At 71.1% G+C, this 21,151-nt stretch carries 15 protein-coding genes; 8 read left to right on the forward strand and 7 right to left on the reverse strand.

Annotated features, from left to right (window positions below; genetic code table 11):
- Nucleotides 1-168 precede the first annotated feature (168 nt).
- Nucleotides 169-423 carry a putative metal-binding motif-containing protein gene (locus tag NQZ70_RS53480; protein ID WP_237244151.1) on the forward strand — a complete coding sequence of 85 codons (255 nt, stop codon included), beginning with the start codon at nt 169-171 and terminating at the stop codon, nt 421-423.
- Between the two features lie 251 nt (nt 424-674).
- Complete coding sequence (locus NQZ70_RS29270) at nt 675-1,619, forward strand: hypothetical protein (protein WP_129577153.1); 945 nt, start codon at nt 675-677, stop codon at nt 1,617-1,619.
- Nucleotides 1,620-1,670: 51 nt separating this feature from the next.
- Here NQZ70_RS29270 and NQZ70_RS29275 read toward each other — a convergent pair whose 3' ends face one another.
- Nucleotides 1,671-3,449, reverse strand: a complete 1,779-nt coding sequence (locus NQZ70_RS29275; protein ID WP_129577154.1) for a DUF6178 family protein — start codon at nt 3,447-3,449, stop codon at nt 1,671-1,673.
- Nucleotides 3,450-3,501: 52 nt separating this feature from the next.
- Nucleotides 3,502-7,377, reverse strand: a complete 3,876-nt coding sequence (locus tag NQZ70_RS29280) for a serine/threonine-protein kinase PknK (protein WP_129577155.1) — start codon at nt 7,375-7,377, stop codon at nt 3,502-3,504.
- A gap of 636 nt (nt 7,378-8,013) precedes the next feature.
- Here NQZ70_RS29280 and NQZ70_RS29285 point away from each other — a divergent pair.
- Together NQZ70_RS29285 and NQZ70_RS29290 are read left to right on the forward strand one after the other, a co-directional pair.
- Complete coding sequence (locus NQZ70_RS29285; RefSeq protein WP_129577156.1) at nt 8,014-8,838, forward strand: SDR family oxidoreductase; 825 nt, start codon at nt 8,014-8,016, stop codon at nt 8,836-8,838.
- Nucleotides 8,839-9,039: 201 nt separating this feature from the next.
- Nucleotides 9,040-9,720, forward strand: coding sequence for a universal stress protein (locus NQZ70_RS29290; RefSeq protein WP_165374221.1), 681 nt, complete (start codon nt 9,040-9,042; stop codon nt 9,718-9,720).
- 192 nt (nt 9,721-9,912) lie between these two features.
- Here NQZ70_RS29290 and NQZ70_RS29295 read toward each other — a convergent pair whose 3' ends face one another.
- Together NQZ70_RS29295 and NQZ70_RS29300 are read right to left on the reverse strand one after the other, a co-directional pair.
- On the reverse strand, nt 9,913-11,244 hold the full coding sequence (locus NQZ70_RS29295) for a DUF1552 domain-containing protein (protein ID WP_165374222.1): 1,332 nt from the start codon (nt 11,242-11,244) through the stop codon (nt 9,913-9,915).
- A gap of 9 nt (nt 11,245-11,253) precedes the next feature.
- Nucleotides 11,254-13,002, reverse strand: coding sequence for a DUF1592 domain-containing protein (locus NQZ70_RS29300; protein ID WP_237244152.1), 1,749 nt, complete (start codon nt 13,000-13,002; stop codon nt 11,254-11,256).
- Between the two features lie 274 nt (nt 13,003-13,276).
- Here NQZ70_RS29300 and NQZ70_RS29305 point away from each other — a divergent pair, with 274 nt between their 5' ends.
- Both NQZ70_RS29305 and NQZ70_RS29310 read left to right on the forward strand, forming a co-directional pair.
- Entirely contained in the window at nt 13,277-13,951 is a 675-nt protein-coding gene (locus NQZ70_RS29305) for a phosphoenolpyruvate--protein phosphotransferase (RefSeq protein ID WP_237244153.1), read from the forward strand.
- A 329-nt stretch (nt 13,952-14,280) separates the two neighbouring features.
- Entirely contained in the window at nt 14,281-14,526 is a 246-nt protein-coding gene (locus NQZ70_RS29310) for a hypothetical protein (protein WP_237244154.1), read from the forward strand.
- 635 nt (nt 14,527-15,161) lie between these two features.
- On the opposite strand, the gene NQZ70_RS29315 is transcribed toward NQZ70_RS29310, so the two are convergent.
- Entirely contained in the window at nt 15,162-15,884 is a 723-nt protein-coding gene (locus NQZ70_RS29315) for an MBL fold metallo-hydrolase (RefSeq protein ID WP_129577158.1), read from the reverse strand.
- 140 nt (nt 15,885-16,024) lie between these two features.
- On the reverse strand, nt 16,025-18,010 hold the full coding sequence (locus NQZ70_RS29320; protein WP_272825960.1) for a hypothetical protein: 1,986 nt from the start codon (nt 18,008-18,010) through the stop codon (nt 16,025-16,027).
- Between the two features lie 339 nt (nt 18,011-18,349).
- Here NQZ70_RS29320 and NQZ70_RS29325 point away from each other — a divergent pair, with 339 nt between their 5' ends.
- Entirely contained in the window at nt 18,350-18,973 is a 624-nt protein-coding gene (locus tag NQZ70_RS29325; RefSeq protein ID WP_207217508.1) for a hypothetical protein, read from the forward strand.
- A 114-nt stretch (nt 18,974-19,087) separates the two neighbouring features.
- Here NQZ70_RS29325 and NQZ70_RS29330 read toward each other — a convergent pair whose 3' ends face one another.
- Nucleotides 19,088-19,612: a hypothetical protein gene (locus tag NQZ70_RS29330; protein ID WP_129577160.1), complete on the reverse strand. Its 525-nt coding sequence runs from the start codon at nt 19,610-19,612 to the stop codon at nt 19,088-19,090.
- Nucleotides 19,613-20,082: 470 nt separating this feature from the next.
- On the opposite strand from NQZ70_RS29330, the gene NQZ70_RS29335 reads away from it, so the two are divergent.
- Nucleotides 20,083-21,105, forward strand: coding sequence for a sugar-binding protein (locus NQZ70_RS29335; protein WP_165374224.1), 1,023 nt, complete (start codon nt 20,083-20,085; stop codon nt 21,103-21,105).
- Nucleotides 21,106-21,151: the final 46 nt, after the last annotated feature.

Here is a 21,151-nt window from a genome sequence, read left to right on the forward strand (position 1 = left end):
CCGTGACCGGCTCCGGCGCTCGCCATGCTGAGATAAAGAAGAACAACCGCCCTCGCTCGCCTCGGGCGCGCAGAGCGGGCCGCGACGATGCCAAGGACGCGACGATGCCAAGGACGCGACGAGAAGGGAAGCAATTCCAGCGTCCTGCGCGATGTCCAGCGGTGCGCGATGCGCGGCGCGCGCGGATGTGGGGCGCGCAGCCTCTGCTGTGGGGCTCGTCTCCCCGGCCTGCTGGTCCACGACGAATCGTGCTCGGACTGCGATCAGGATGGGTACCGAGAGCTGGACTGCCGCGACGACCTTCCGTCGGTGCATCCGGGAGCCGAGGAGGTGTGCGGCGACGGCGTCGACAACAGCTGTGATGGCGCCGCGTGCGGCGATGAGCCGGAGGGCGCAGGCGGCTCAGGCGGGACCGGCGGCTGAGCGCGCTTGGCGTCTCGGCGGCTCGAGCTCCTTCGGTGATCCGACGTCCCCTCCATCCGTCGCTCCAGGTGCGTTGCGCCCCGTCACGCGAGCGCAATCGCCCGATCCGCCCCGCGAGCCCCGGCGAACGCACACCTGACCCCGCGCGACCCACACCACATGACACATCGCATCTCGGGCGCGCCGAGCCGCCGCGCGGGCTGCGCGGAGCGCGCCCTCCGGGGGCGGAGTTGGGCTATACGCCTGCGCCCATGAACCGACCCCGCCTCGTCGCCGGCGCGCTCTTCCTGGCCGGCCACCTCTTCGCGCTCGGTTGCAGCGCCCCCAAGCCGGAGCCCGAGATCGCCTCGTCGGCCCGCCAGAGCGGCTATGCCGAGCGTTACCCGGCCGAGCTCCAGGCCACGGCCACGTCGTTCAGCGAGCGCGAGGACCTCGCGAAGCGCGCCACCGGCCAGTTCAAGGGCTACCCGGACGAGCTCAAGAAGCCGGACTGGAAGGTGGCCGTCGAGGTCATCGAGCAGGCGGACGCGGCGGGCCGGAGCTACGACTACGTCGAGCGCCTGCGCGTCGTGAACGGCGCCATGGAGTTCTTCAACGAAAACCAGGACGAGCTCACCCGCAAGGTGAGCGGCGCCGCGCAGTACGTCGTCAAGCAGAAGGGGTGCGACGCCGACGTCACCGGCGCCACCGCGCACGCGCTCGAGGAGGGCGTCGCGCGCCAGCTCGAGAAGTACGTCCGCGATCGCAACGAGGCGCATCGCACCATCGAGCGCCACCGCGCCTCGCTCGGCAAGGAGAACGCGGCGACGCTCGAGCGGCAGGCCGACGCCGTGAGCTTCGCGAGCTACACCGTCCACATCGACATGGTCGAGCACAAGCTCCGGCTCCGCCGGATGCTCGAGGAGATCGAGGCGATCAAGGCCTCGATCGACGAGGCCGTGGCCGCGGAGCGCGCGTTCCAGTCGTCGGGCCGGCGCACCGACGAGGAGAAGAAGGCGTCGGACCGGCGCATCGAGGAGCTCGGGCGCAGCAAGGCGATGCTCGACTCGTCCGCGACCCAGGTGAAGGAGATCGACGCGACGATGGAGGAGCGCATCGCCGCGGTCCAGAAGGGCTACCGCGAGGCGCTGGACCGCCTCATCGCCACGCTCCGCAAGAACGGCGGCCTGCCCGAGGCGCCCCCGCGCGAGGGCTGATCGCGCGCCGCCTCCCCCGGCCGGGCGGCGGCGCGGCGGTGGCCCGATCCGCTACTTCCGGCGGCCCGCGCCGGGCTGCGCGCGCTTGCGCGCCTTGGCGGGCGCAGCGGCGCCGGCCGCGCGCGGGGCGGCCTTTGCCCCACGCCCAGCAGGGCCGGCCGCGCGCGGGGCGGCCGTCGCGCCGCTCCCCTCCGGCCGCGTCAGCATCGCCTGGATGGCCCGGATCTGCGCGGCGCTCGAGACGAACCGCGAGCGCTGCGCGCCGCTCGCCCGCGCCGCCTCGACCGCGCTGTCGGGCAGCGTCGGGAGCTCGTCCAGGAGCGCGCGGTAGGCCGCCGTCGCCTCGGCCCCGAGCGCGCGCTCGATCCGATCGAGCTTGCCGCGCGAGCGCCACGGCTTGCCCGCGTCGACGTCCGCCGCGAGCCCGGCGGCCACGCGCTCGATCGCCCGGGCCGCCTGCGCGTCGGGCTGGTCGGCGATCAGCCCGGCCAGCGCCTTCCGGAGCGCGCCGGCGGCCTGGAGCAGCACCTCGTGGTGCAGGAGGTTCCACCCGGCCATGAACATCTTCACCGCGTCATGCTCGGTCATCGCCGACGCGAGCTCGTCCGGGCCCGGCCTCTTGCGCCCCGCGCGCTCTCCGAGGAGGCGCTCGAGCCCGAGGCTGCAGGTGCAGAGCACGGCCTCGGCCGCCTCGAACGGCCGGAACGCGCGGCCGTCGTGGCTGCACCCGGAGATGAGGACGTTCACGAGATAGCTCAGCTCCAGGAGCCGCTTCCCGTAGAGCTCCGCGTCCCGCGCCATCACCTCGCGGATCGCCGACGTGAACAGCAGGTCTTCCCCCTCGCGCCGCTCGCCGGCCGTGAGGAGCCGCGCATCGGCCGCGGGCGCCACGATGTCCGCCTCGCGCAGCACCTCGAGGAAGCTCTGGAGGTCCTCCGCGGCCGGCGCGCCCTTCTCCTCGCCGGAGACCGGCCGCCGGGGCGCCGCGGCGGGGGGCCGCGCCTTCGCCGCCGCCGCCCGGAAATGCGCGCGCGTGACGGCATCGTACGCCCGGGCCCCGAGGATCTCGTCGAGCGGCGTGACCCGCGCCAGGTTGAGGAAGCTCACGGCCGCGGACGGCGCGACGAACCCCTCTTGCTCGCGCCGGTCCTCCCGGTCCGCGGCGACGTCGGACTCCAGCATCTCCTCGGAGGTGAGGACGTCGTAGAGCCCGCCGGACTCCTCGATGACCTCGGTGGAGATGGCGCAGCACCGCTCGAGCAGCGCCCGCAGGAGCGCGTGGTGCTCCCTGTCGAGCTCGACCAGGACCAGGAGGATGGAATCCCAGCTCCGGTGATCCTTGGCGATGACGCGGAACTCCTCGAACTCTTGATACAGGCAGCTCTCGAGCGCCTTCTCCACGAGATCGTCGTCGTCCGAGCGCTCCGAGCTCGACATCTGCACGCTGAGCCCGTCGATGTCGATCACGAGGACGTGCTTGCACAGCGCCAGCGTGACGAGATCCTCGTCGAGCTCGGCGATCTTCCGCGCCGCGAACGCCTCGCCGGCCTCGAGCATGACCTCGAGCCACAGGGCGAACCGATCCGCGTCGAACGCCTCGTCCTTGCCCGGGCGCTCGCTGCGCCACAGGTCCTCGTCGAAGATCCCCTTGAGCTGCTCGGTCGTCGCGAGCGCGACGATCTCCCCCGCGTCCTCCAGGCCGATGTGGTGGATCAGCCGGGTGAGGACCGGGGCCTCCAGACCCTGCACGAGCCGCACGAGATCCGGCTGCTCGAGGAGCTTCGCCACGAGGTGGCGAGGACGCGTCGACTTGGCGAGCGCATTCGTCATATCGAGTCTCACCTCTCTCCCGGTGCTCCACGAGGAGCACGCGAACTCTTCCCTACCCCACCCACCGCTCCGCCATCGCGAGCGTCTTCTGATTGTCCGGCACGGTGAGGAACCTCTCCCGCCACACCGGATCGCTGATCTTCCCCGCCCTCTCCAGCAACCTCTCTCGCGCCGCCGCGATCACCGCCGCGCAGTCCGCCTCCATCCCGTTCGCCTCCAGCGCCTCGGCGTAGACGAGCCGCACCGCGGACTCCCCCTCCTCGATCGCCCCGATCGCCTCCAGCATCGAGAACGCCTCCCCCGCCGCCGAGAGCCCCTCGTCGTACCTCCCCAGGCCGAGGAGCGCCCGCGCCCGCGCCGCCACCGCCGCCGCGCGCAGCGGCGGCGCGCTCTGCAAGATCTCCGCCGCCGTCCGCGCCTCCCGCTCCGCCGCCTCGTAATCCCGGGCGATCAGCGCGATCCGCGCGAGGTACGTCCGCGCGCTCCCCTCCTGGCGCGGATCCCCGAGCCGCTGCGACAGCGCGATCGCCTCCCGCTCGGTCCGCTGCGCCTCGTCGATGCGCCCCCGGTAGCCGAGCACGTGACCCAGGTTGCTCAGCGTCGCCGCCGCCAGCTCGTGCAGCCCCATCCGCTCCGCGGCCGCGAGGGCGCTGCGCAGCACCTCCTCCGCGCCCGCGAAATCCCCGAGCTCCGCGTGCATGTAGCCCACGTTCATGCGGACCGCGCAGGCGTTGCCGCGGTCGCCCGCCCGCTCGAACGCCGCGAGCGCCGACGACAGGCCCCTCAGGCAGGCGCCGGGGTCGCCGTTCACGAGCGCCCGGATCGACCGCACCTCGTGCAGCCGCGCCTCCACCTCGACCTCCCGCTCGGCGAGGTCGGTCCCGTCGCCCTCGACCGCCTCGATCAGCGCGTCCGCGAACGCGTAGCGCCCCCCGAACACGAGCAGGAGCGCGCCCTCGCCGAGGCACATGTGCTTCTCCACGAGCGCGCCCTCCGCCTCCGCCTCGGCGGCCTGCGCCACGCCCATCCAGCGCTCGACCCGCTCGAAGCCGCCGAGCTTGCCCGCGGCGACCGCCACCTGCTTGATCGCCGAGAACCACGGCGCCGAGCCGGCCGGCAGCCGGTCCACCGCCTCGACGCCGCGCTGCTCCGCGAGCGCGAGCTCCCCCCGCCAGACGTGCGCCTCGGCCTCCACGAGGCGCAGCGCGCCCAGCGTCTGCGCCGTCGGGCCGCACGCGACCCCGCGCTCGGCGCGCTCGACGGCGGCGGCGAGGTCCTGCGCCCGGAGCGCCTGCTCGGCCGCGCGGCAGTAGGCGGCCGCCGCCCGCGACAGCTCGCCGCCGCGCTCGAAGTGCTCGCCGAGCGCCATCGCGTCCGCCGCGCCCACGCGCGAGAGCCACTCGCCCGCCAGCCGGTGCCCGAGCCGCCGATCGCCCTCGGTCAGCATCCCGTAGGCCGCCTCCCGGACGATCGCGTGCTGGAAGCTGTACTCGACCTCGCCGGGGAGGCTCCCCTCGCCGCGCCGCGCGATCACCTCGCGCTGCTCCAGCTCGACCAGCTTCGGCGCCACCTGCGCCCCGCCCACGAGCGCCGAGACGCCGCCCTGCCAGAACGTCTGCCCGAAGATGCTCGCCGCCCGCAGCACGCGCCGCGCCTCGATGTCGAGCGCCTCGATGCGCGCCTGCACCATCGCCAGCACCGTCTCGGGCAGGTCGGCGCCCTTGCCGTCGGCGACCGCGCGGAGCTGCTCCTCCAGGTAGAACGCGTTGCCGTCGGCGCGGTCGACGATCATCGTGAGCAGCTCCGGCGCGACGTCCTCGCCGAGCACCTGGCGCACGAGCCGCTCGCTGGCGCGGCGCGGCAGCCCCGAGAGCTGCACCTCGTGCACGCCGCGCCCCGCCCAGAGCTTCGGGAAGAGCTCGCGCACCTCGGGCCGGCCGAGCGCGAGCACCATCAGCCGCTGATCGCCGAGGTTGCGCAGCGCCGAGTCGACGAGCATCACGCTCGGCAGGTCGCCCCAGTGCAGGTCCTCGAGCACGAGCAGCACCGGCCGCGCCGAGCACTCGGCGCGCACGAGCTCCTCCCAGGCGAGGCGGATCTGGTCGCTCATCAGCACGGGGTTCCGCCGCGCCGCCATGAGCTGCACGCTGTCGCCGTCGGGGAACGGCACGCCCATGAGCTCCCCGAGGAACGCCGCGGTGCGCGGGGACTCGCCCCGGCCGTACCGCGCGACGCGCGCGCGGATCTTGTGCTGCCGCGCCTCGACCGGCTCGCCGTCGAACAGGCCGATCGTGCGCCGGAGCGCCGACGCGAGCAGGCCGAAGGCCGAGCCGGCGCTCATGGGGTCGCCGCGCCCGATCCACACCTCCATCTCCTCGCCGCGGTCGCGGAGGCGGCGGAGCAGCTCGGTGCGGAGGCGGGACTTGCCGGCGCCCGCGGGCGCGGTCACGAGCACGGCGCTCGGCGTCGACTCCTCGACGCAGTGCGCGAACGCGGCCTCGAGCAGGGCGAGCTCGCGGTCGCGCCCGACGCACGGCGTCGGCTTGCCGAGCAGCGGCGGCGTCGTGGCGAGCGCCTCGCGCTCGCCGTGCAGGCGGAGGCCGCTCTTGTCGCGGGTGATGTCGAACCGGGAGCCGAGCAGCCCCGCGGTCACCTCGTCCATGCGGACGGCGTCCGCGCCGGCGGGGGCGTGGGCCGGCGGCAGGAGGTGGACGGCGCGGTCGATGAGCTCGCCGACCGGCAGCCGCGAGGAGATCTCGGCGCGTCCGGTCACGAGCGCGACCGGGACGCAGCCGAGCAGCGCGTTCAGGGCGAGCGCGCAGCGCGCGGCCTGGGCCGCGAGGTCGGTCGGCGCCCCGCCGGCGGAGAGCACGATGAGCGGGGAGCGCGACTCCAGGATCTCGAGCTCGCCCTGGTAGCGCTCGGCCACGGCGATGAGCGCCTTGCTGCGCTCCAGGTCCTCCTCCTGGGAGCGCGTCGCCTCGGCGTCGCCGGTCACGTCGCGCGCGAGCACGAGGCACATCATCTTGCGCTCGTTCGTGGTGATCTCGCTCCCGCGCAGGGTGTTCGACGGGCGGCTGCTCACGGCGCCCGCGCCGAGGTCGTCGAGCTCGAGGAGCTCGGCCGCGACCGCGTCGCCGTCCCTGGGCCGCTCGTTCGGCGGCTTCGCGAGCATGCGCGCGACGAGGTCGTCGAGCGCCTCGGGGATGTCGCCGCGGAGCTCGCGGAGCCGCGGCGGGTCCTCGAGGATGACCTTGATGAGCACCGAGAGCCCGTCGGCGCCCTGGAACGCCGAGCGCCCGGTGAGGCACTTGAAGAGCACGCAGCCGAGCGAGAAGACGTCGGCGCGGGTGTCGATGTTCGGCTCGCTGCGGGCCTGCTCGGGCGCCATGTAGCCCGGGGTGCCGAGCATCGTGCCCGGCATGGTGAGGTGCCGGTCGATGGCGCCGAGGCGCACCACGCCGAAGTCGATGAGGGTGACCCCCTCGACGGCGCCGCCCACGAGGAGCAGGTTGCTCGGCTTGAGGTCGCGGTGGACGATGCCGGCGCGGTGGACGACGCCGAGCGTCGAGGCGACCCTGGAGGCGAGCGCGAGGGTCTCGCGGACGGAGAGCGACCTCCTGGCGAGGCGCTCGGTCAGCGTCTCGCCGGCGAGCCACTCCATGGCGAGGTAGGGCTGCCCCGCGTCGGTCGCGCCGTGCGCGACGTAGCGCACGATGCCCGGGTGCCGCAGCGCGGTGAGCGCCTCGAGCGCCTCCGCCTCGCGCGCGAACCGGATCGCCTCCTGGAGCCCGCGGCGCTGCAGGACCTTGAGCGCGACCGGCTCGTTCGTGCCCAGATCGATGGCGCGGTAGACGTCGCCCATCCCGCCGGAGCTGGCGAGGCGCTCGAGCCGGAAGCGACGGTCGATGACGTCTCCCACGCGCATCTCGGCTCCCCGTGTTACCTGAGATCTCGCATGAGCTTGCTTACAACGTGAGTAGACGAACTCGGCGCCGATCGCCAGCGGGTCCGCCCGGAGCGGCTGGGCACAGCAGCACGCCGGCGACCGCGACCGCAGACATTGTAATATAGCAAACGCCACCCCCCGAGGGCACGGGCGGCGCGCGCCGTTCCGTGCGGGGTGGTGCTCCCGCCCGCGGGTCCCGGGCGCCGGGCGCTCCCCCGGAGGCGCCCTCGCCCCGCGGGCTCGTCCGGCGCGCGCTCGCTGCCCTGTCGCCCAGGCGGGGCGGCGCGCCGGGGGGTTGACCGGTCATTTTCACCACAGCGGGGCAAAACGTCCTATCCGCGCGGCGCGCGTCACGGAGGAGCATCGCTTTCGTGACGGCTCCCTGGACTCCAATGCATGGCATCCAGCGTGCTGGGCTGAAGCGCATGAAGGCGAAGCTGTCCAAGAAGCAAAAGAAGAAGCTCGACAAGCCCGGTCGGAGACGATCGGCGCCGCCGCGGGGAGCCTGCTGAAGGACGCTCTGAAGGGGCGGAGGCGCGCCCGCTGGGGCGTTCCGGCGCGGGCCCGCACGAGCGCCTCGCGCCTGACGCTCTCCTGGGGTAGGTTCCGCCGTCGATGGACACCCGAACTTACTTTCAGGGCAAGAGCGTCCTCGTGACCGGCGGCTCGAGCGGCATCGGCCTGTCGTTCGCGCGGCTTGTGGCGGGCTACGGCGCGGCGGTGACGCTCGTCGCGCGCCGCCGGGCCCTCCTCGACGAGGCGGCGGTGGGCATCCGGCGGGAGCACCCGTCGGCGCGGGTCGACGTCCTGGAGCTCGACGTCGGCCGGGCGGAGGACGTCGCGCGCGCCCTGGAGCCGCTGCTCGCCGAGCGCCCGATCGATCACCTCGTGAACAACGCGGGCGCCGTGATGCCGGGGCGCTTCCTCGAGCTGCCGGTCGAGGAGTTCCGCGGCATGATGGACGTGAACTTCTTCGGCGCCGTCCACCTGTGCAAGGCGGTGCTGCCGGCGATGGTGGCGCGCGGGAGCGGCCATGTGCTCAACGTCTCGTCGCTGGCGGGCGTGATCGGCATCTACGGCTACACGCCGTACGCCGCGAGCAAGTTCGCGCTGATCGGCTTCTCGCAGGCGCTGCGCGCGGAGATGTGGCCGCACGGCGTCCGGGTGAGCGTGTGCATGCCGCCCGACACCGACACGCCGCAGCTCGCGTTCGAGAACCGGTACAAGCCCGCGGAGACCAAGGCCATCGCGGGCAACGTGAAGACGCTGGAGCCGGACGCGGTGGCGCGCAGCATGGCCGACGGCATGGCGCGCGGGCGGTTCGAGATTTACCCCGACGTCGGCTCGCGCGTGAGCGCGATCGCGCAGGGGGTGCTCCCGGGCGTGGTCCGCTGGGTCTGCGACAGCGCGCAGCGGAAGGCCGGCTCGGCCGCCGGCTGAGCGCTCCGGGCGGGCGGCGCGGGGCTCGCCGCCGCCGCTCCCTCCTCCGATCGTCCACGCAGCGGGTGCGCGGCGAAGCGCATCGTCTGCGTCCCGGGCTCTCCCCGCGCCGTGCCGAGCGCGACCGCGCGCGGGGCGGCGAGAGGCACGCTCGTTGCGACTCGGTCGCGAGCCAACGAGGACATGTCACGGGAGGAAGCCATGGAATCGAATTCTTCGAGCACGTCGAGCGCGACGAGGCCGTTCAACGTCCTGGCGGCGGTGGATCTCTCGCCCGCGAGCCGGGGCGTGCTGCTCCGGGCGCTGTGGCTGGCGAACGCCGAGGAGACGGGCGGCGAGGTGCACGTCGTGGCGGTGGCGGACAGCCGCCGGGAGATGCTGGGCTTGCAGGGCCTCGTCAAGACCTCGAGCGCCGCGGACGCCGCGGCCCGGCTCCAGGAGCTCGCGAAGAGCGTCGTCGACGAGTTCGCCGTGCCCTCGCGGCCCGCGCACGTCGAGCGCGTGGTCACGCACCTGCTCACGGGCGATCCGGCCCAGGAGATCGTGTGGCTCGCGGCGCACGTCGACGCGGATCTCATCGTGATGGGCACGCACGGGCGCACCGGCGTGAAGCGCGTGCTGCTCGGCTCGGTCGCCGAGCGCGTGGTGCGGACCGCCGGGTGTCCGGTGTGCGTGGTCCGGGACAAGCACCACGACGACTCGTGGCGTGTTCCGGAGATCGAGCCGCCCTGCCCCGACTGCCTCGCGGAGCGCAACCGGACCGGCGGAGCGAGCCTGTGGTGCGAGCGCCACAAGGGCCATGTCCACGCGCACGTCTACTCGGGCGCCGAGACGACGAGGACGGTGCGCCGCGCGGTGAGGCCCTGGGGGTTCTCGACCTGACGTTGCGTGCAGGAACACCCGTCGTGGCATCGCGCTCCCGCTGTCCATCGCCCCGCTGTCCGGCGCCGCGGAGGGCCGCGCCGAGGCGCCGCGGGAGGCGGTCGCCCGCCTGATGGCGCAGGCGAACGCCGCCGCCCGCGAGGACCGGCCGCGTGGTCAGTCAGCGCTGCGGCGCCGCCCGGCACCCGCCAGCTACGTGATGAGCGGACCTCTACACCACGCGGCGCGGCCGACCGACGTCACATTCATGCCGATCGCCCGGGCGATGCTGAGATAAACGTCGTTGTGATTGCGCCCGCCGGCGTCGAGCAGGCGCCCGGTCTTCCAAGCGCCTCCACAGCTGCCGGCGACCACGAAAGGTGCGTGCTGGGGAGGGTGGTCGGTCTCGGCGAAGTTCTGGGCGGAGCCCAGCTGGCTGCTGCCGTTCTGGGTCGAAAGGACCGCTGCGGTGTTGTCGAGCAGGGAGAACTGGCCGTCGGAGAAGCTCTTCAGCTTCTCGATGAAATAGCGGAACTCCTGCGCGAAATATGCCTGGAGCCGAATGATCTGTCGTCCCGGAGCGCCGTCCGGATCGCCGTGCGAGACGGAGTGCCAGGCCGAGATATCGATGTCACCGAACTTGACGGCTTCGTTGTTTTCGCCACCGCCCCACATCATGGATGCCACGCGAGTGACGTTGCAGGCGAAAGCCATCGCCATGATGTCGAGATACAGCCGGCTGTGCTCCGGCATATCGTTCATCATGGTGTCCTTGCTCAGCAGCGGCGCCGCGAGCTTCGAGCACGAGTTCGAAGGCATGTCTGTGGGGATGCTGCCGCCGACATCGCGTTCGAGCGTGCGCAGCGACTCGAGGTAGAAGTCCATCTTGGTAGCCTCCTCCGGCCCGAGGCGCCCGCGGAAGGACTGGACGTCCTCCTTGATGAAGTCGAGCACGCTCTGGCGGCGGAGCAGCGCCTGCTCGGCGGCGCTCGGCGTGTTCATGGGCGTGCCGTTGCCCGGCGCGGGAGCGCCCCCGCTGATGCGGTCGGCGACGCGCTGATACGCAGCCAGCGGGTTTTTCACGCTGGGGATGAACCTGCCATCGACCTGAGACAGTCCGGGGATGACGCCGCCGTCGCCGGACGTCTGTCCGACCGCGATCTCCAGCGATGCCAGCGGGGTCGTGTCCTTGAGGAACTTGGCGAACTCCTGATCGATGCTGGTCCGCGCGCCGAGGCCGAACACCGAGAACGACGCCGAGCGGTGCGCGTTACCGGGGTCGCGTGCGAGCGTCAGGTTCTTGAACACCAGGATGTCGTTGCGCACCGCTTCGAGCGGCGCCATGTGCGGCTTGAGGACGAAGTCCTTTTCGCCTCCGGTCGGCTCCGATTGATACTGAGAGCCATTCGCGTAGCCGAACATGGCGACGCGCGTGATTCGCGGAGCGGTCTGGGCGTAGACGTTGTCGAACAGCCCAGAACAGAAGACGGTTCCGTAGCCGAGGCCACGGAGCATCGTACGCCGGGAAAACTTCACGTTGCGCATGGCGGGCTCCTAGTTCTTCCGGTCGATGAAGCTTGGCGATGCGATCACGCTCAGCACCAGCTGATCGATCGCGTTCTGCGAGCGCGCAAACTCGTCCACGACGCGCTCCTTCTCACAGGCGTCGAGCTCCGGCAAATCGTAACCTGAAGCGTAGGCGGCGAACTGCTGGGCGAAGCAGCCGTAGACATCCGGCTTTTGCGCCAGCTCGTCCACCAGCTCCACGAAGTTGGAAAACACGATCCCGGGTTCCTTGTTCCCCTCGCTCGGCAGCGGCAGGCTGCCGCTCGCGTCGATCTCCTGCCCGTGCTCCGTCGTTCTGAAGCGACCGATGGGATCGTAGCTTTCGAGCGCGAACCCGATGCCATCGAACAGCTTGTGGCAGGCGGCGCAGGCCGGACTCGCATGAATGCCGAGTCTTTGCCGACCCGTGGCGTTCGGCTCGGCAAACTTGCCAGGATTCGGAACACCGCCGGGCGGCAGCGGCACGCGGTGGCACAGGATCTCTGCGCGGACGTAGGCGCCACGCCCAACGAGGGCCGTATCCTGGGCGTGCGCGTGGCCCCAGAGGAACGGCAGCGACGTCAAGATGCCTCGGCGTTCCGCCGGATCGAGCTCGCGACGCACCATGGCGTCGCCGGTCACCCCGCTCAAACCGTAGAGCGGGGCGGTGCGCTCGTTCACGAACGCGTACGTGCTCGTGAACAGCGAGTCGAAGCGACGATCCGCCCCCGCGTCGAACAGCACGCTGTCCGTGAACAGGCGCAGCTCTTCTTTCAAATCGGCGTTGAGCTCGGGCGTCGCCATCGGAAAGAGGCCGGCGTCTTTCACCGCGTTCGGGAGATTCTCGAGCTCCAGCCACTGCTCGAAGAAGTGGTTCATGGCCGGTGACGCCTTGTCGCGCGCCTCGAACAGGCGCTTGGCCTGGTCCAAGAGCACTGTACGGTCGCGCAGCTTCCCTTGATCTGCGAGCGCGGTGAGCTCGGCATCCGGCGCGCTATCCCAGAGCATGTACGAGAGCGCCGAAGCGATCTCGTGATCCGTCAGCGGTGTCACCGCTCCGGTGTCCTTCACCGTGCCGAGCTCGGTGCGGTGCAGGCTGCTCGGCGACATGAACAGCGCCTGCACGACGCTCGTGACGCCTCCGGCAGGACCTGCGCCCTGCGCGGCCGTCTTGGCGAAGAGCGCGCTGAAGTCGGCGACCTCCGTCGCCGAGAGCGGGCGGCGCCAGAGCTTTCGCCCCGTTGTGGCGATGAAACCCTCCAGGCAAGTGCCAGGCGCCAAGGTGGCGGCGTCGCACGCGATGCCGAACTTGTCGGGGTTCTGCAGCGCGTGCGCCCCGAGCTCTTCGCCGATCGCGAAGTACACCTCCGCGAGGAGCGGCGCGATTCGCAGCTGTGAGGCCTGGTTGGCGAAGCCGTCGAGCCGGGCCTCGCTCGGCAAGTTCGAAAGCGCCGCGGGCTCGATGCCGAACTCGTCGCGCAAGGTGTTGGCGAGCTGGCTCTTGGTCAACCGCCAGATGCGCGGCTTGGCCAGCGCAGGGGCTGCGCCGCACTCGGCCGCCGAACCCATCGCCGGATCCGTCGAGTCCAGGGGGCTACCACCCAAGACGCCCGTGCACCCGCCGGCCACGACGACCGCGAGCGGCGCCGCGAGGCGAAGCGAACGGCCCATGAATGAAGGAAGGACACCGATAAGCTTTGCGACCGGCATGGCACGCTCTCGCTGGGCTAGAGAAAGCTGGGGGGGCCAGGAAATCAAAACGCGATCCGAATTTCAAGCTCCTCGTGGTGGCCGCCCCATCTTACAGACATGAGCGACATATGAAGCCTTGCGCGATCCGCCCAGCCTCCCGGAAAAGCGACGCTAGCTCAACAGCTCATCCACGCATCGAAGACGGGTCCGCGGGCGGGCGGCGCATGGCCTCGCTCAGCTCGAGGATGTCGTCGCGCGTCAACGCCGGGTGGACGGCGCCGGGCTGCGTCGAAAGATCGCCGCAGCGCAGCGTCGCGGTGGACTCCTCGAGCAGGTAGCCGTGCTCCCAGCCGTGCGGCAGGTGCGGCGCGTCGAGCCAGCGGACCCGGCGCCGATCCCGTCGACCCGATCACGGGTCGCGTCTATCCACTACCAGTCGTCGACATGGCGCTTGGGGGTCCGCTCCCGCGCATTCAACAGCGTCCTCGATAGCGTCGAGCGCGCGCTCGATCACGATGGCATCCTGCCGCTCTCGGAGGACGAGGCCGCGCGCCGCAGCGGCGCCCTGCTCGTCCGCTCCGAGGTGCTCTCGTCGGGCATCGATTTCGTCCGCCTCGTCTACTCCCAGCAATGGGTGCGCATGAGCGCGATGATCAAGGCGCTCGAGCGCAAGGACGTGAAGGCGGCGGTGGATCGGCTCGGGCTCTCGGCCGAGGCGGGCCGCCTGCGGCGCTGGACCGAGCTGTACGGCCAGAAGCTCGGCGTCACCGAGGCGAAGAGCGCGGATCCGGCGATCAAGGCCGTGGAGGCGTGGCACGAGGCCTACGGCACGCTCATGGTCCACGTGCACGCCGAGTACGACGACGACAGGGACGAGAGGCACGCGCTCCTCCGCGACCGGCTGCTCTCGCCGTACGAGGACACGGCCGATGAAGTGCGCCGCGCCGAGCAGCGCGCCCGCACGGCCAGCGCCAAGAGAAAGGCACAGGCAGAGCCCGAGCCCGAGCCGATCTGAACGCTCGCCGCGCCCGACAGCCCCTGAGCGCCATCGAGTTCCCGCCCCGCACAGGCAAACATCGAGTCAGGCGCTGACGAGATCGTCAGGATACGTACTTCTGCGGCTGAGAATTTTCATCGCGCCGTCGGAATGCGTCTCACGACGCGCGTGGCCAGCACCATCACCCGCGCATCCCGGCGCCTCCCAGGCCTTCCGACAGCCCTGTTCTGGTACGTGCGGCTGTCGCCCGCAGGCCTGGCTCGGGCGTGCTCCGTCCGGTCCGAGGCTCGCCCAAGGAGATCCGCTCCCGTGCGCAGGAACACCCGTCGTCGCGTCGCGCTCCCGCTGTGCATCGCCCTGCTGTCCGGCGCGACGGCGTGAAGAACGGCGACGAGAGCGGCGTCGACGGCGGCACGACGTCGTGCCCGCGCTACCCGCCGGGCCGGGGCTGCAGGACCGGCGCGGACTGCACGAGCGGCGTGTGCTGGAGCGGCGCCTGCGAGGCGCCCACCTGCAGCGACGGCGTGAAGAACGGCGACGAGACGGGCATCGACTGCGGCGGCGAGGGATGCGCAGGGCCGTGCCCCGGCTGAGGGCGCCGGCCCTGGTCGCGGCGTCTGAGATCATGCCCTGCGAAGGCGACAAACGTTGCTATACTTGCAGGTCGTGCGGGTTCCGATGATGCTCAGCTCGGCGCAGGATATGGTCTAGGTCGCCATAGGCAGAATCGCCCAATCTGAGCTCAGGAAGATCGCATCTGCGGTCGTGGTCGAAGACGACAATCTCCTCCTTGGCCCGTCGAGCTCGGATCTGAGGCGTCATCGTGCCGTGCGCGCTCGATACTGGGGGGGGGCGAGCCGTCTGCAAAGCTCAACAAGGAGCTCGCTCGACCTGAGGGTCCCCCGATCTGCGTGGCGCTTCCACCAACGGCCTCTGGCCTGCTGAGCTTCTGCCGGATCTGCGCTTCGGGAGTCGAGCGAAGGCGCCAGGTCTTTGCCATCGCTCTCAGACCCGGCCTCGTCGTATCGTTCCCACAGGGGTGTGATCCGGCGGAAGAGCTCTACTTCGACGTCGCGGACGCCCTGCGGCGAGACCCGCCCATGAATAGAGCCCGAACGAACCGCCGAAGCAATCCTAGAGCACCGATCAATCACGATGATCGAACGGAAACGAACCGCCAAGGACGCCAAGAACACCAAGAAGAGGCGTCAGCGCCTCGGCGCGCCGCTCACGTCGCCGCGGCGAGCGAGCGCGAGAGCGCGCGCAGCAGCGCGGCCCCGTCGCCCTCGTACGCCCGGCCGTGCATGCAGGCGAGCACGCGGGGAGACGTGGCCGCGAGCTTCTCGAGGAGCCGGGGCGCGTCGGGGCCGTGCGCGTAGTAATCCATCGCCCGGCGCATCGCCTCGCTCGGCTCGAGGATGTCGTCGCGCGTGAGCGCCGGGTGGTCGGCGCCCGGCTGCGTGAAGAGATCGCCGCAGAGCAGCGTGGCGGTGGACTCCTCGAACAGATAGCCGCACTCCCAGCCGTGCGGCAGGTGGGGCGCGTCGAGCCAGCGCACCCGGCGCTGGCCGAGCTCGAGGACCTCGCCGTCCTTGAGCGCCCGCGGCGCGCGGTCGAACATGTCCCCGTCGACCATCGCGGCGATCCGCCCGCACACCGGCGCCGCCTGCGGGGCGGCGTCGAGCAGCTCGTTCATGGCGCCGCACTCGTCCGACTCGCAGTGGGAAAACGCCACGTAGCGCAGCCGCTCGACCGGCATCACCCGCGCGATCGCCGCGCGCACCGCCGGGAAGAGGCGGCGCGGGCCGGTGTGGAAGAGCAGCGGCGCGTCGTCGACCAGGAGATACTGGTTGAACGAGAACGCAGCTTTGCCCTCCCCCACCGGGGTGTGGAGCTGGTAGATGCCGTCGGCCACCTCGGTGACCCGAGCCTCGCTCGGTGAATCCGCCATCCGCCCCTCCTCGCGCGCAAAAGGCGCCGCTCCGCGCGTACTCCCTCGTGAGCGGCCACCCTACCAGGGCGAGCCGCTCACGGGAAGCGCCACGCCCGCGCCGCGCCGCCGCCGAGGGCGGCGCGCCGCGACGGCCGCGGTCAGTTCGTGAAGCGGAGGTTGTCCAGGAAGTAGGGCCCCGAGCCGGGGTTCACGGCGAGCTCGAGCGTGATCGACACGTCGCTCGGCGACGCGTTCAGCGCGGCCACGGTGGGCGCGGCGAGCGTGAACGCGATGGGCGAGAACGCGTTCCTGGGGAGGGGGGTGAGGCCGACCGACCCGACGAACTGGTTGTGGATGCCCGCGGACGGGATCGAGATCAGCGCGACAACGGTCCCGACCCACGACGGATTGGGCTGGATCGCCGAGGTGAAGAAGTCGAGGCGCAGCTCGTTGCCCACCGGCGTCATGCCCGCCGTGCTGAACGGCGCGCTCGTGATCTGGTTCCAGGCGCTCGGCGTCCCGACCCGGAGCGACCGGATCCCCTCGGTCACCCAGCCGGTGACGAGCGAGAGCGGCGCCTGCGACGACGTCCACAGGCCGGACCGCTCGAACCCGAGGACCGGATTGCCGAAGAGGAAGTCGTTCATCACCTGCTCTCGGAACGGGATGAACTCGTCGGCGAGCAGGTTCGAGATCTGGAAGCGCGTCCTGCCGGGCTCGCCGGGGATCTCCTCCGTCTGCTCGGAGGTGTGGGTGAAGAGAAAGGTGTTGTCGGGGATCGGCGAGGAGAGGCCGACGTCGCTGTTCGCGCCGCTGCCCTGGCTCTTGACCAGGTGACACCCGGAGCAGGAGATGGACTGGGCGCGCGCGAGGAGCTGGTCGGGCGAGAGCGGGCTGCCCGCGGCGGTGAGCTTCTCCTGGATGGCGGTCCTGAAGGCCGAGGGGCCGCTGCCGACGGCGTTCCGGTAGTTGTTCTGCTCGGTGATCAGGAGGGCTTCCCCGGCGCCGAAGGAGGCCGGCACGAGCGTCGGATAGTCGAACCGGTTGATGTCGCCCGACGAGGCGAGCGCCTCCACCGCGTCGTCGACGAACCACGACCGGAAGCTCGCCGCACGAGGGTCGGTCGAGGCCGGGTCGAAGAGCAGCGCGGACGGGTTGTCGTCGACGTGGTGCGGCACCACGAGGAGCTGGCAGGCGCTGGCGGTGCAGTCGTGCGAGAGCTTGAACTCCCGGAGCGCCCAGTCGTCCTGCGAGAAGGGGGGAGGCCGCAGGAAGTCGTTGACGCGGATCTGCCCGCTGCCCGCGCTGAACCGGTCGATGTGGATGACGGGCGAGAAGCCGGGGAGGCCGTCGAAATAGAAGTCCAGCAGCGCGGCCCTCCGTTCCTCGACGCTCTTCGCGGGATCCGACAGGCCGCGCCAGAGCTCGACGACCGGGCGGCAGCCCTCGCGGCCCAGGCTGGGGGTCGGGTTGGGCAGCCTGGACTCGAAGATGATGAAGCTGCGCATTCCGCCGTTCAGCTGGGCGTGCCCTCCCCGCCGCGCGAACACGACGCGGTGCTCGCCGCAATCGGATCCCAGCGGGTCCGCGAGATCGAAGCGGTTCACGAGCGTCGTGGCCATGTAGAGCGACTCTTCCGGCGGCCCCGCGAACGGGTCGGTGTCCGCCTCTTGACCGACGGCCCGGCTGCAGATCACCGGGAAGCCGTTGATGGACCCGTCGAAGCTCTCGGTGAAGATGCCTTGCGTCGGCGGAGGGGGGTTGGAGAGCACGACATCGTCGCAATGCGGGCCGAGAGCGAGCCCCTCGTCGGCCTTCCGGTACGTGTCGAACATCTGACGAAACACCTGCAGCGGCGTGAGGCCGGGGACGTCGGCCTGGTCGACGAGCTGCTGCAGCACGTCCTGCAACGTGAACGCAGACACGATGTCCGTGTCCGTGACGACGAGGGACTTGCGGGGATCGAGCGGGAACGTGAGCGCCTGAGCGTCGGCGCCGACGGCCTCGGCGACGCCGTCCGGCTCGCCATCCATCGGATCACCCGCCGCGCAGGAGACCGTGGGGAGCGCGAGCGCAAGGAGCGCGGCGCGGCGCGCCCACCGCCGCGTCGTGGCGGCGGGAGAATGGCTTCGAGAGCGCGACATCGGGCTGGAGCAAGATGGGCCGGGAACCATGAAACCTCCTGAAAACAATCGATACGACGGCTCGCTGCGTCGGCCTCATCAGCCGACAGAGCGTGGATGCGGCCATGGCATTCCGCCCTTCGAAAAATTGTTGAGCTCGCAAGATTTGCGCGCACAGGCCGACGCGGCCCGACGCGGCCCGACGCGGCCCGACGCGGCCCCGACGGCGGGCTCGCGCTCGTCCGGCGCGGCGCTGGACACGCGGCGCCGCTCGGGGAAACTCCGTCTTATGCGCCACTGCACCATCGGACATCTCGACGGACGGTTGACGCGGGAAGGAATCATGAGGACCATGGAGGGATGCCCTTGCGTCATCGATGGTTCGCGCTCGTCGCCATGCCCGCCGCGACTGCCGCGCTGAGCGCGGGGTGCAGCTTTCCCGATGTCGTCTTCACCGAGCCGGCGAGCTCGAGCGCCGGCACCGCGGGCGCCACCGCGTCGTCGGGCGCAGCGGGCGGCGGCGGGGGCGTAGCGAGCGGCGGCGCGGGCGCGGCGGCCTCCGGCGGCGGCGGTGGGGGTGAGGCGGCCTCGGGCTCCGGCGGGAGCGGCGGGGCGACGTCGGGCTCCGGCGGGGGCGGCGGCGGGATGATCGACTGCGACGCAGACGGCGACGGCTATCCGTCGATCGCGTGCGAGGGCGGCACCGACTGCGACGACAGGCACGCGCAGGTCCACCCCGACCAGCCCAACACGTTCTATGACACCCCCATCCGCCCCGGAGGCGGCTTCGATTATGACTGCAGCGGCGAGGAGGAGCCGCAGATCCCCGCGGTCAGCTGCGAGGGCGGCGGCGCCTGCCGGAACGCATCCAACGTGTACCTGGTGGAGGAGGTCGCGTGCGGCGACCCAGGCCCGGTCGGCAGCTGCAATCTCCTCTGCCAGCAAGACGTCATGTACACCGGGCTCAAGAGGGCCTGTCACTGATCGAGCCCACGACGTGGGTCGGCTCGCCTGCCCGATGGCCCGCGGCGCTGCCGCTGCGGCGCGCGGCCCAGCGCCGCCGCCCGTCGGGCAGCAGGCGGCCCGCGCGCGACGGGCTCAACCTCCGACCTGCCCGCTCGCCCCCCATCGCTCGATCGGCGCGTGCGCGATGATCGTCAGCTCGTTCCCCTCGATCGTGTAGTCCATGTCGAGCCCGCCCTCGGCCCGGACGCGCGCGAGGCCGAGGCCCGAGATCCCGTCGATCATCGCCGTCTCGGTGATGAGATCGTCGTAATGCTTCACCGGGTCGCTCGCGGTCTTCAGCGCCATGAGCCGCCGCTCGACCTCGCGCAGGCGCTCGGGGGACGCCTCGTTCCGCGCGCGGATCTTCATGATATGCGAGCTCTCGTCCTCCTCCAGCGCGAGCTCGAGGCTGACGCGAGGCCCGGTGGAGTACTTCGTGATGTTCTCCGCGAGCTCGTGCGCGGCCATGTAGAACCGCGAGCTCACATTCGCGTCGTCCAGCACCTGGCCGCAAAAGCTGGACACCAGCCGCAAGACGGCGGTGGCCAGCCGCTCGTTCGGAACGAACGTCACGCAGAGGAACAAAGAAGCGCTCTGCGACTGCTTGGGAGATGACACGGCTGGTCATTCTAGAGGTTCTCCCGCGCGAATCCAACCATGACTTCCGCGGTGGCGCCGTTCCCGCGCGGATCCGGTGTCCCCGCAACGTCCCCCTCACCATTCAGCCACGTGTGTCCGCGCCATCCCGACACGACCCCCGGTGCGCCTCGCGCGCACCACGTCGCCACCGCGCGAACACATCGCCAGCGGCGACCTCACAGGCAGGTGACGTGCAGCCTGAAATCACCGTAATGCGCCGCACATCGAGGGCTGTGTCATCGCCTGTTCTGCAAGGCAGGCGGGCTCGTGCACGGCTCTTCCCTGCCGCGCCCGAGAGCGTCGGCCCGAAGTTTCCGCCTGGGTCGTCCAGACGAGGCGCGACATCGTCGCGGCGAATCGCTAGCATCGCTTCGGGGTATCACCGATGTCGCGGATCGGCGGCATCGTCTCGACGCGCGCTTGTCGCGGACGAACCGAGGGGAGCTGACGTGAAGCATCAACAGAATCTCTGGAAGCTCGCGTGTGCGGCGCTCGCCGTGCTGTCGATGGCGTGGATCGCTGGCTGCGATCAGGGAGGCGCGGCCGGGGTCAGCGGCGATGGCAGCAGCAAGGGCAGCCCGGAAACGGCCAAGGTCGTCAAGCTCGCGTTCGTGACGAGCGGCTCCAGCGAGTTCTGGAAGATCGCGATCGCCGGCGTCAGGAAGTACGAGCAGGAGGCCAAGATTCAAGTCGACATCAAGATGCCGCAGAACAGCACGCCCGAGGAGCAGAACCAGATCCTCGAGAGCCTCGCCAGCCAGGGCTACGATGCCGTCGGCGTGACCGCCCTCGCGCCGAGCGATCAGGTCCCCGTGCTCAACAAGGTCGCCGAGAAGACGAAGCTGATCACGTTCGACTCCGACGCACCGAAGTCGAACCGGCTGCTGTACATCGGCACGAACAACTACGAGGCCGGCAAGGCGCTCGGCAACGAGATCGTGAAGCTCCTGCCGAACGGCGGGAAGATGGCCGTCTTCGTCGGCATGTTCGCCGTCGACAACGCGACCCAGCGCCTCAAGGGCATCCAGGACGCGGTCACTCCCCACGACATCCAGATCGTCGACAAGCGCGAGGACAACGGGGATCGCGCCAAGGCACGCGCGAACGTGGAGGACATCCTCAACGCCCACCCGGACCTCAACGTCGCGACGGGCCTCTGGTCGTACAACGGGCCGGCCATCATCGCCGCCGTCGAGGCGCTCGGGAAGAAGGGCAAGGTCATCCCCGCCGTGTTCGACGAAGAGGACGCGACGCTCAGCGGCATCGAGAACGGCACAGTCGCCTGCACCGTCGTACAGAAGCCGTTCCAGTTCGGCTATCTCACGAGCAAGTGGATGCACGAGCTCGCCACCAAGGGCGACGCGGCCATGGCCGCCATCCCCCCGAACAAGATGGTCGACACCGGCGTCGACGTGATCGACAAGCAGAACGTCGCGGCGTTCAAGGCCAGGCTCGCCGAGCTGAAGAAGTAGCGCGACCCCGGCGGCGCGAGCGGCGGCCCCGCCGCCCTCGAGCCTC

Source organism: Sorangium sp. So ce836 (genome assembly GCF_028553905.1).
In the GTDB taxonomy this organism is placed as follows: domain Bacteria; phylum Myxococcota_A; class Polyangia; order Polyangiales; family Polyangiaceae; genus Sorangium; species Sorangium cellulosum_D.

What these genes read in the sequence shown, in the direction of transcription:
- NQZ70_RS53480 (WP_237244151.1), top strand. Translation starts at nt 169, where the DNA reads ATGCGCGGCGCGCGCGGATGTGGGGCGCGCAGCCTCTGCTGTGGGGCT.
- NQZ70_RS29270 (WP_129577153.1), top strand. Translation starts at nt 675, where the DNA reads ATGAACCGACCCCGCCTCGTCGCCGGCGCGCTCTTCCTGGCCGGCCAC.
- NQZ70_RS29275 (WP_129577154.1), bottom strand. Translation starts at nt 3,449, where the DNA reads ATGACGAATGCGCTCGCCAAGTCGACGCGTCCTCGCCACCTCGTGGCG.
- NQZ70_RS29280 (WP_129577155.1), bottom strand. Translation starts at nt 7,377, where the DNA reads ATGCGCGTGGGAGACGTCATCGACCGTCGCTTCCGGCTCGAGCGCCTC.
- NQZ70_RS29285 (WP_129577156.1), top strand. Translation starts at nt 8,014, where the DNA reads ATGGACACCCGAACTTACTTTCAGGGCAAGAGCGTCCTCGTGACCGGC.
- NQZ70_RS29290 (WP_165374221.1), top strand. Translation starts at nt 9,040, where the DNA reads ATGGAATCGAATTCTTCGAGCACGTCGAGCGCGACGAGGCCGTTCAAC.
- NQZ70_RS29295 (WP_165374222.1), bottom strand. Translation starts at nt 11,244, where the DNA reads ATGCGCAACGTGAAGTTTTCCCGGCGTACGATGCTCCGTGGCCTCGGC.
- NQZ70_RS29315 (WP_129577158.1), bottom strand. Translation starts at nt 15,884, where the DNA reads ATGGCGGATTCACCGAGCGAGGCTCGGGTCACCGAGGTGGCCGACGGC.
- NQZ70_RS29320 (WP_272825960.1), bottom strand. Translation starts at nt 18,010, where the DNA reads ATGTCGCGCTCTCGAAGCCATTCTCCCGCCGCCACGACGCGGCGGTGG.
- NQZ70_RS29325 (WP_207217508.1), top strand. Translation starts at nt 18,350, where the DNA reads ATGCCCTTGCGTCATCGATGGTTCGCGCTCGTCGCCATGCCCGCCGCG.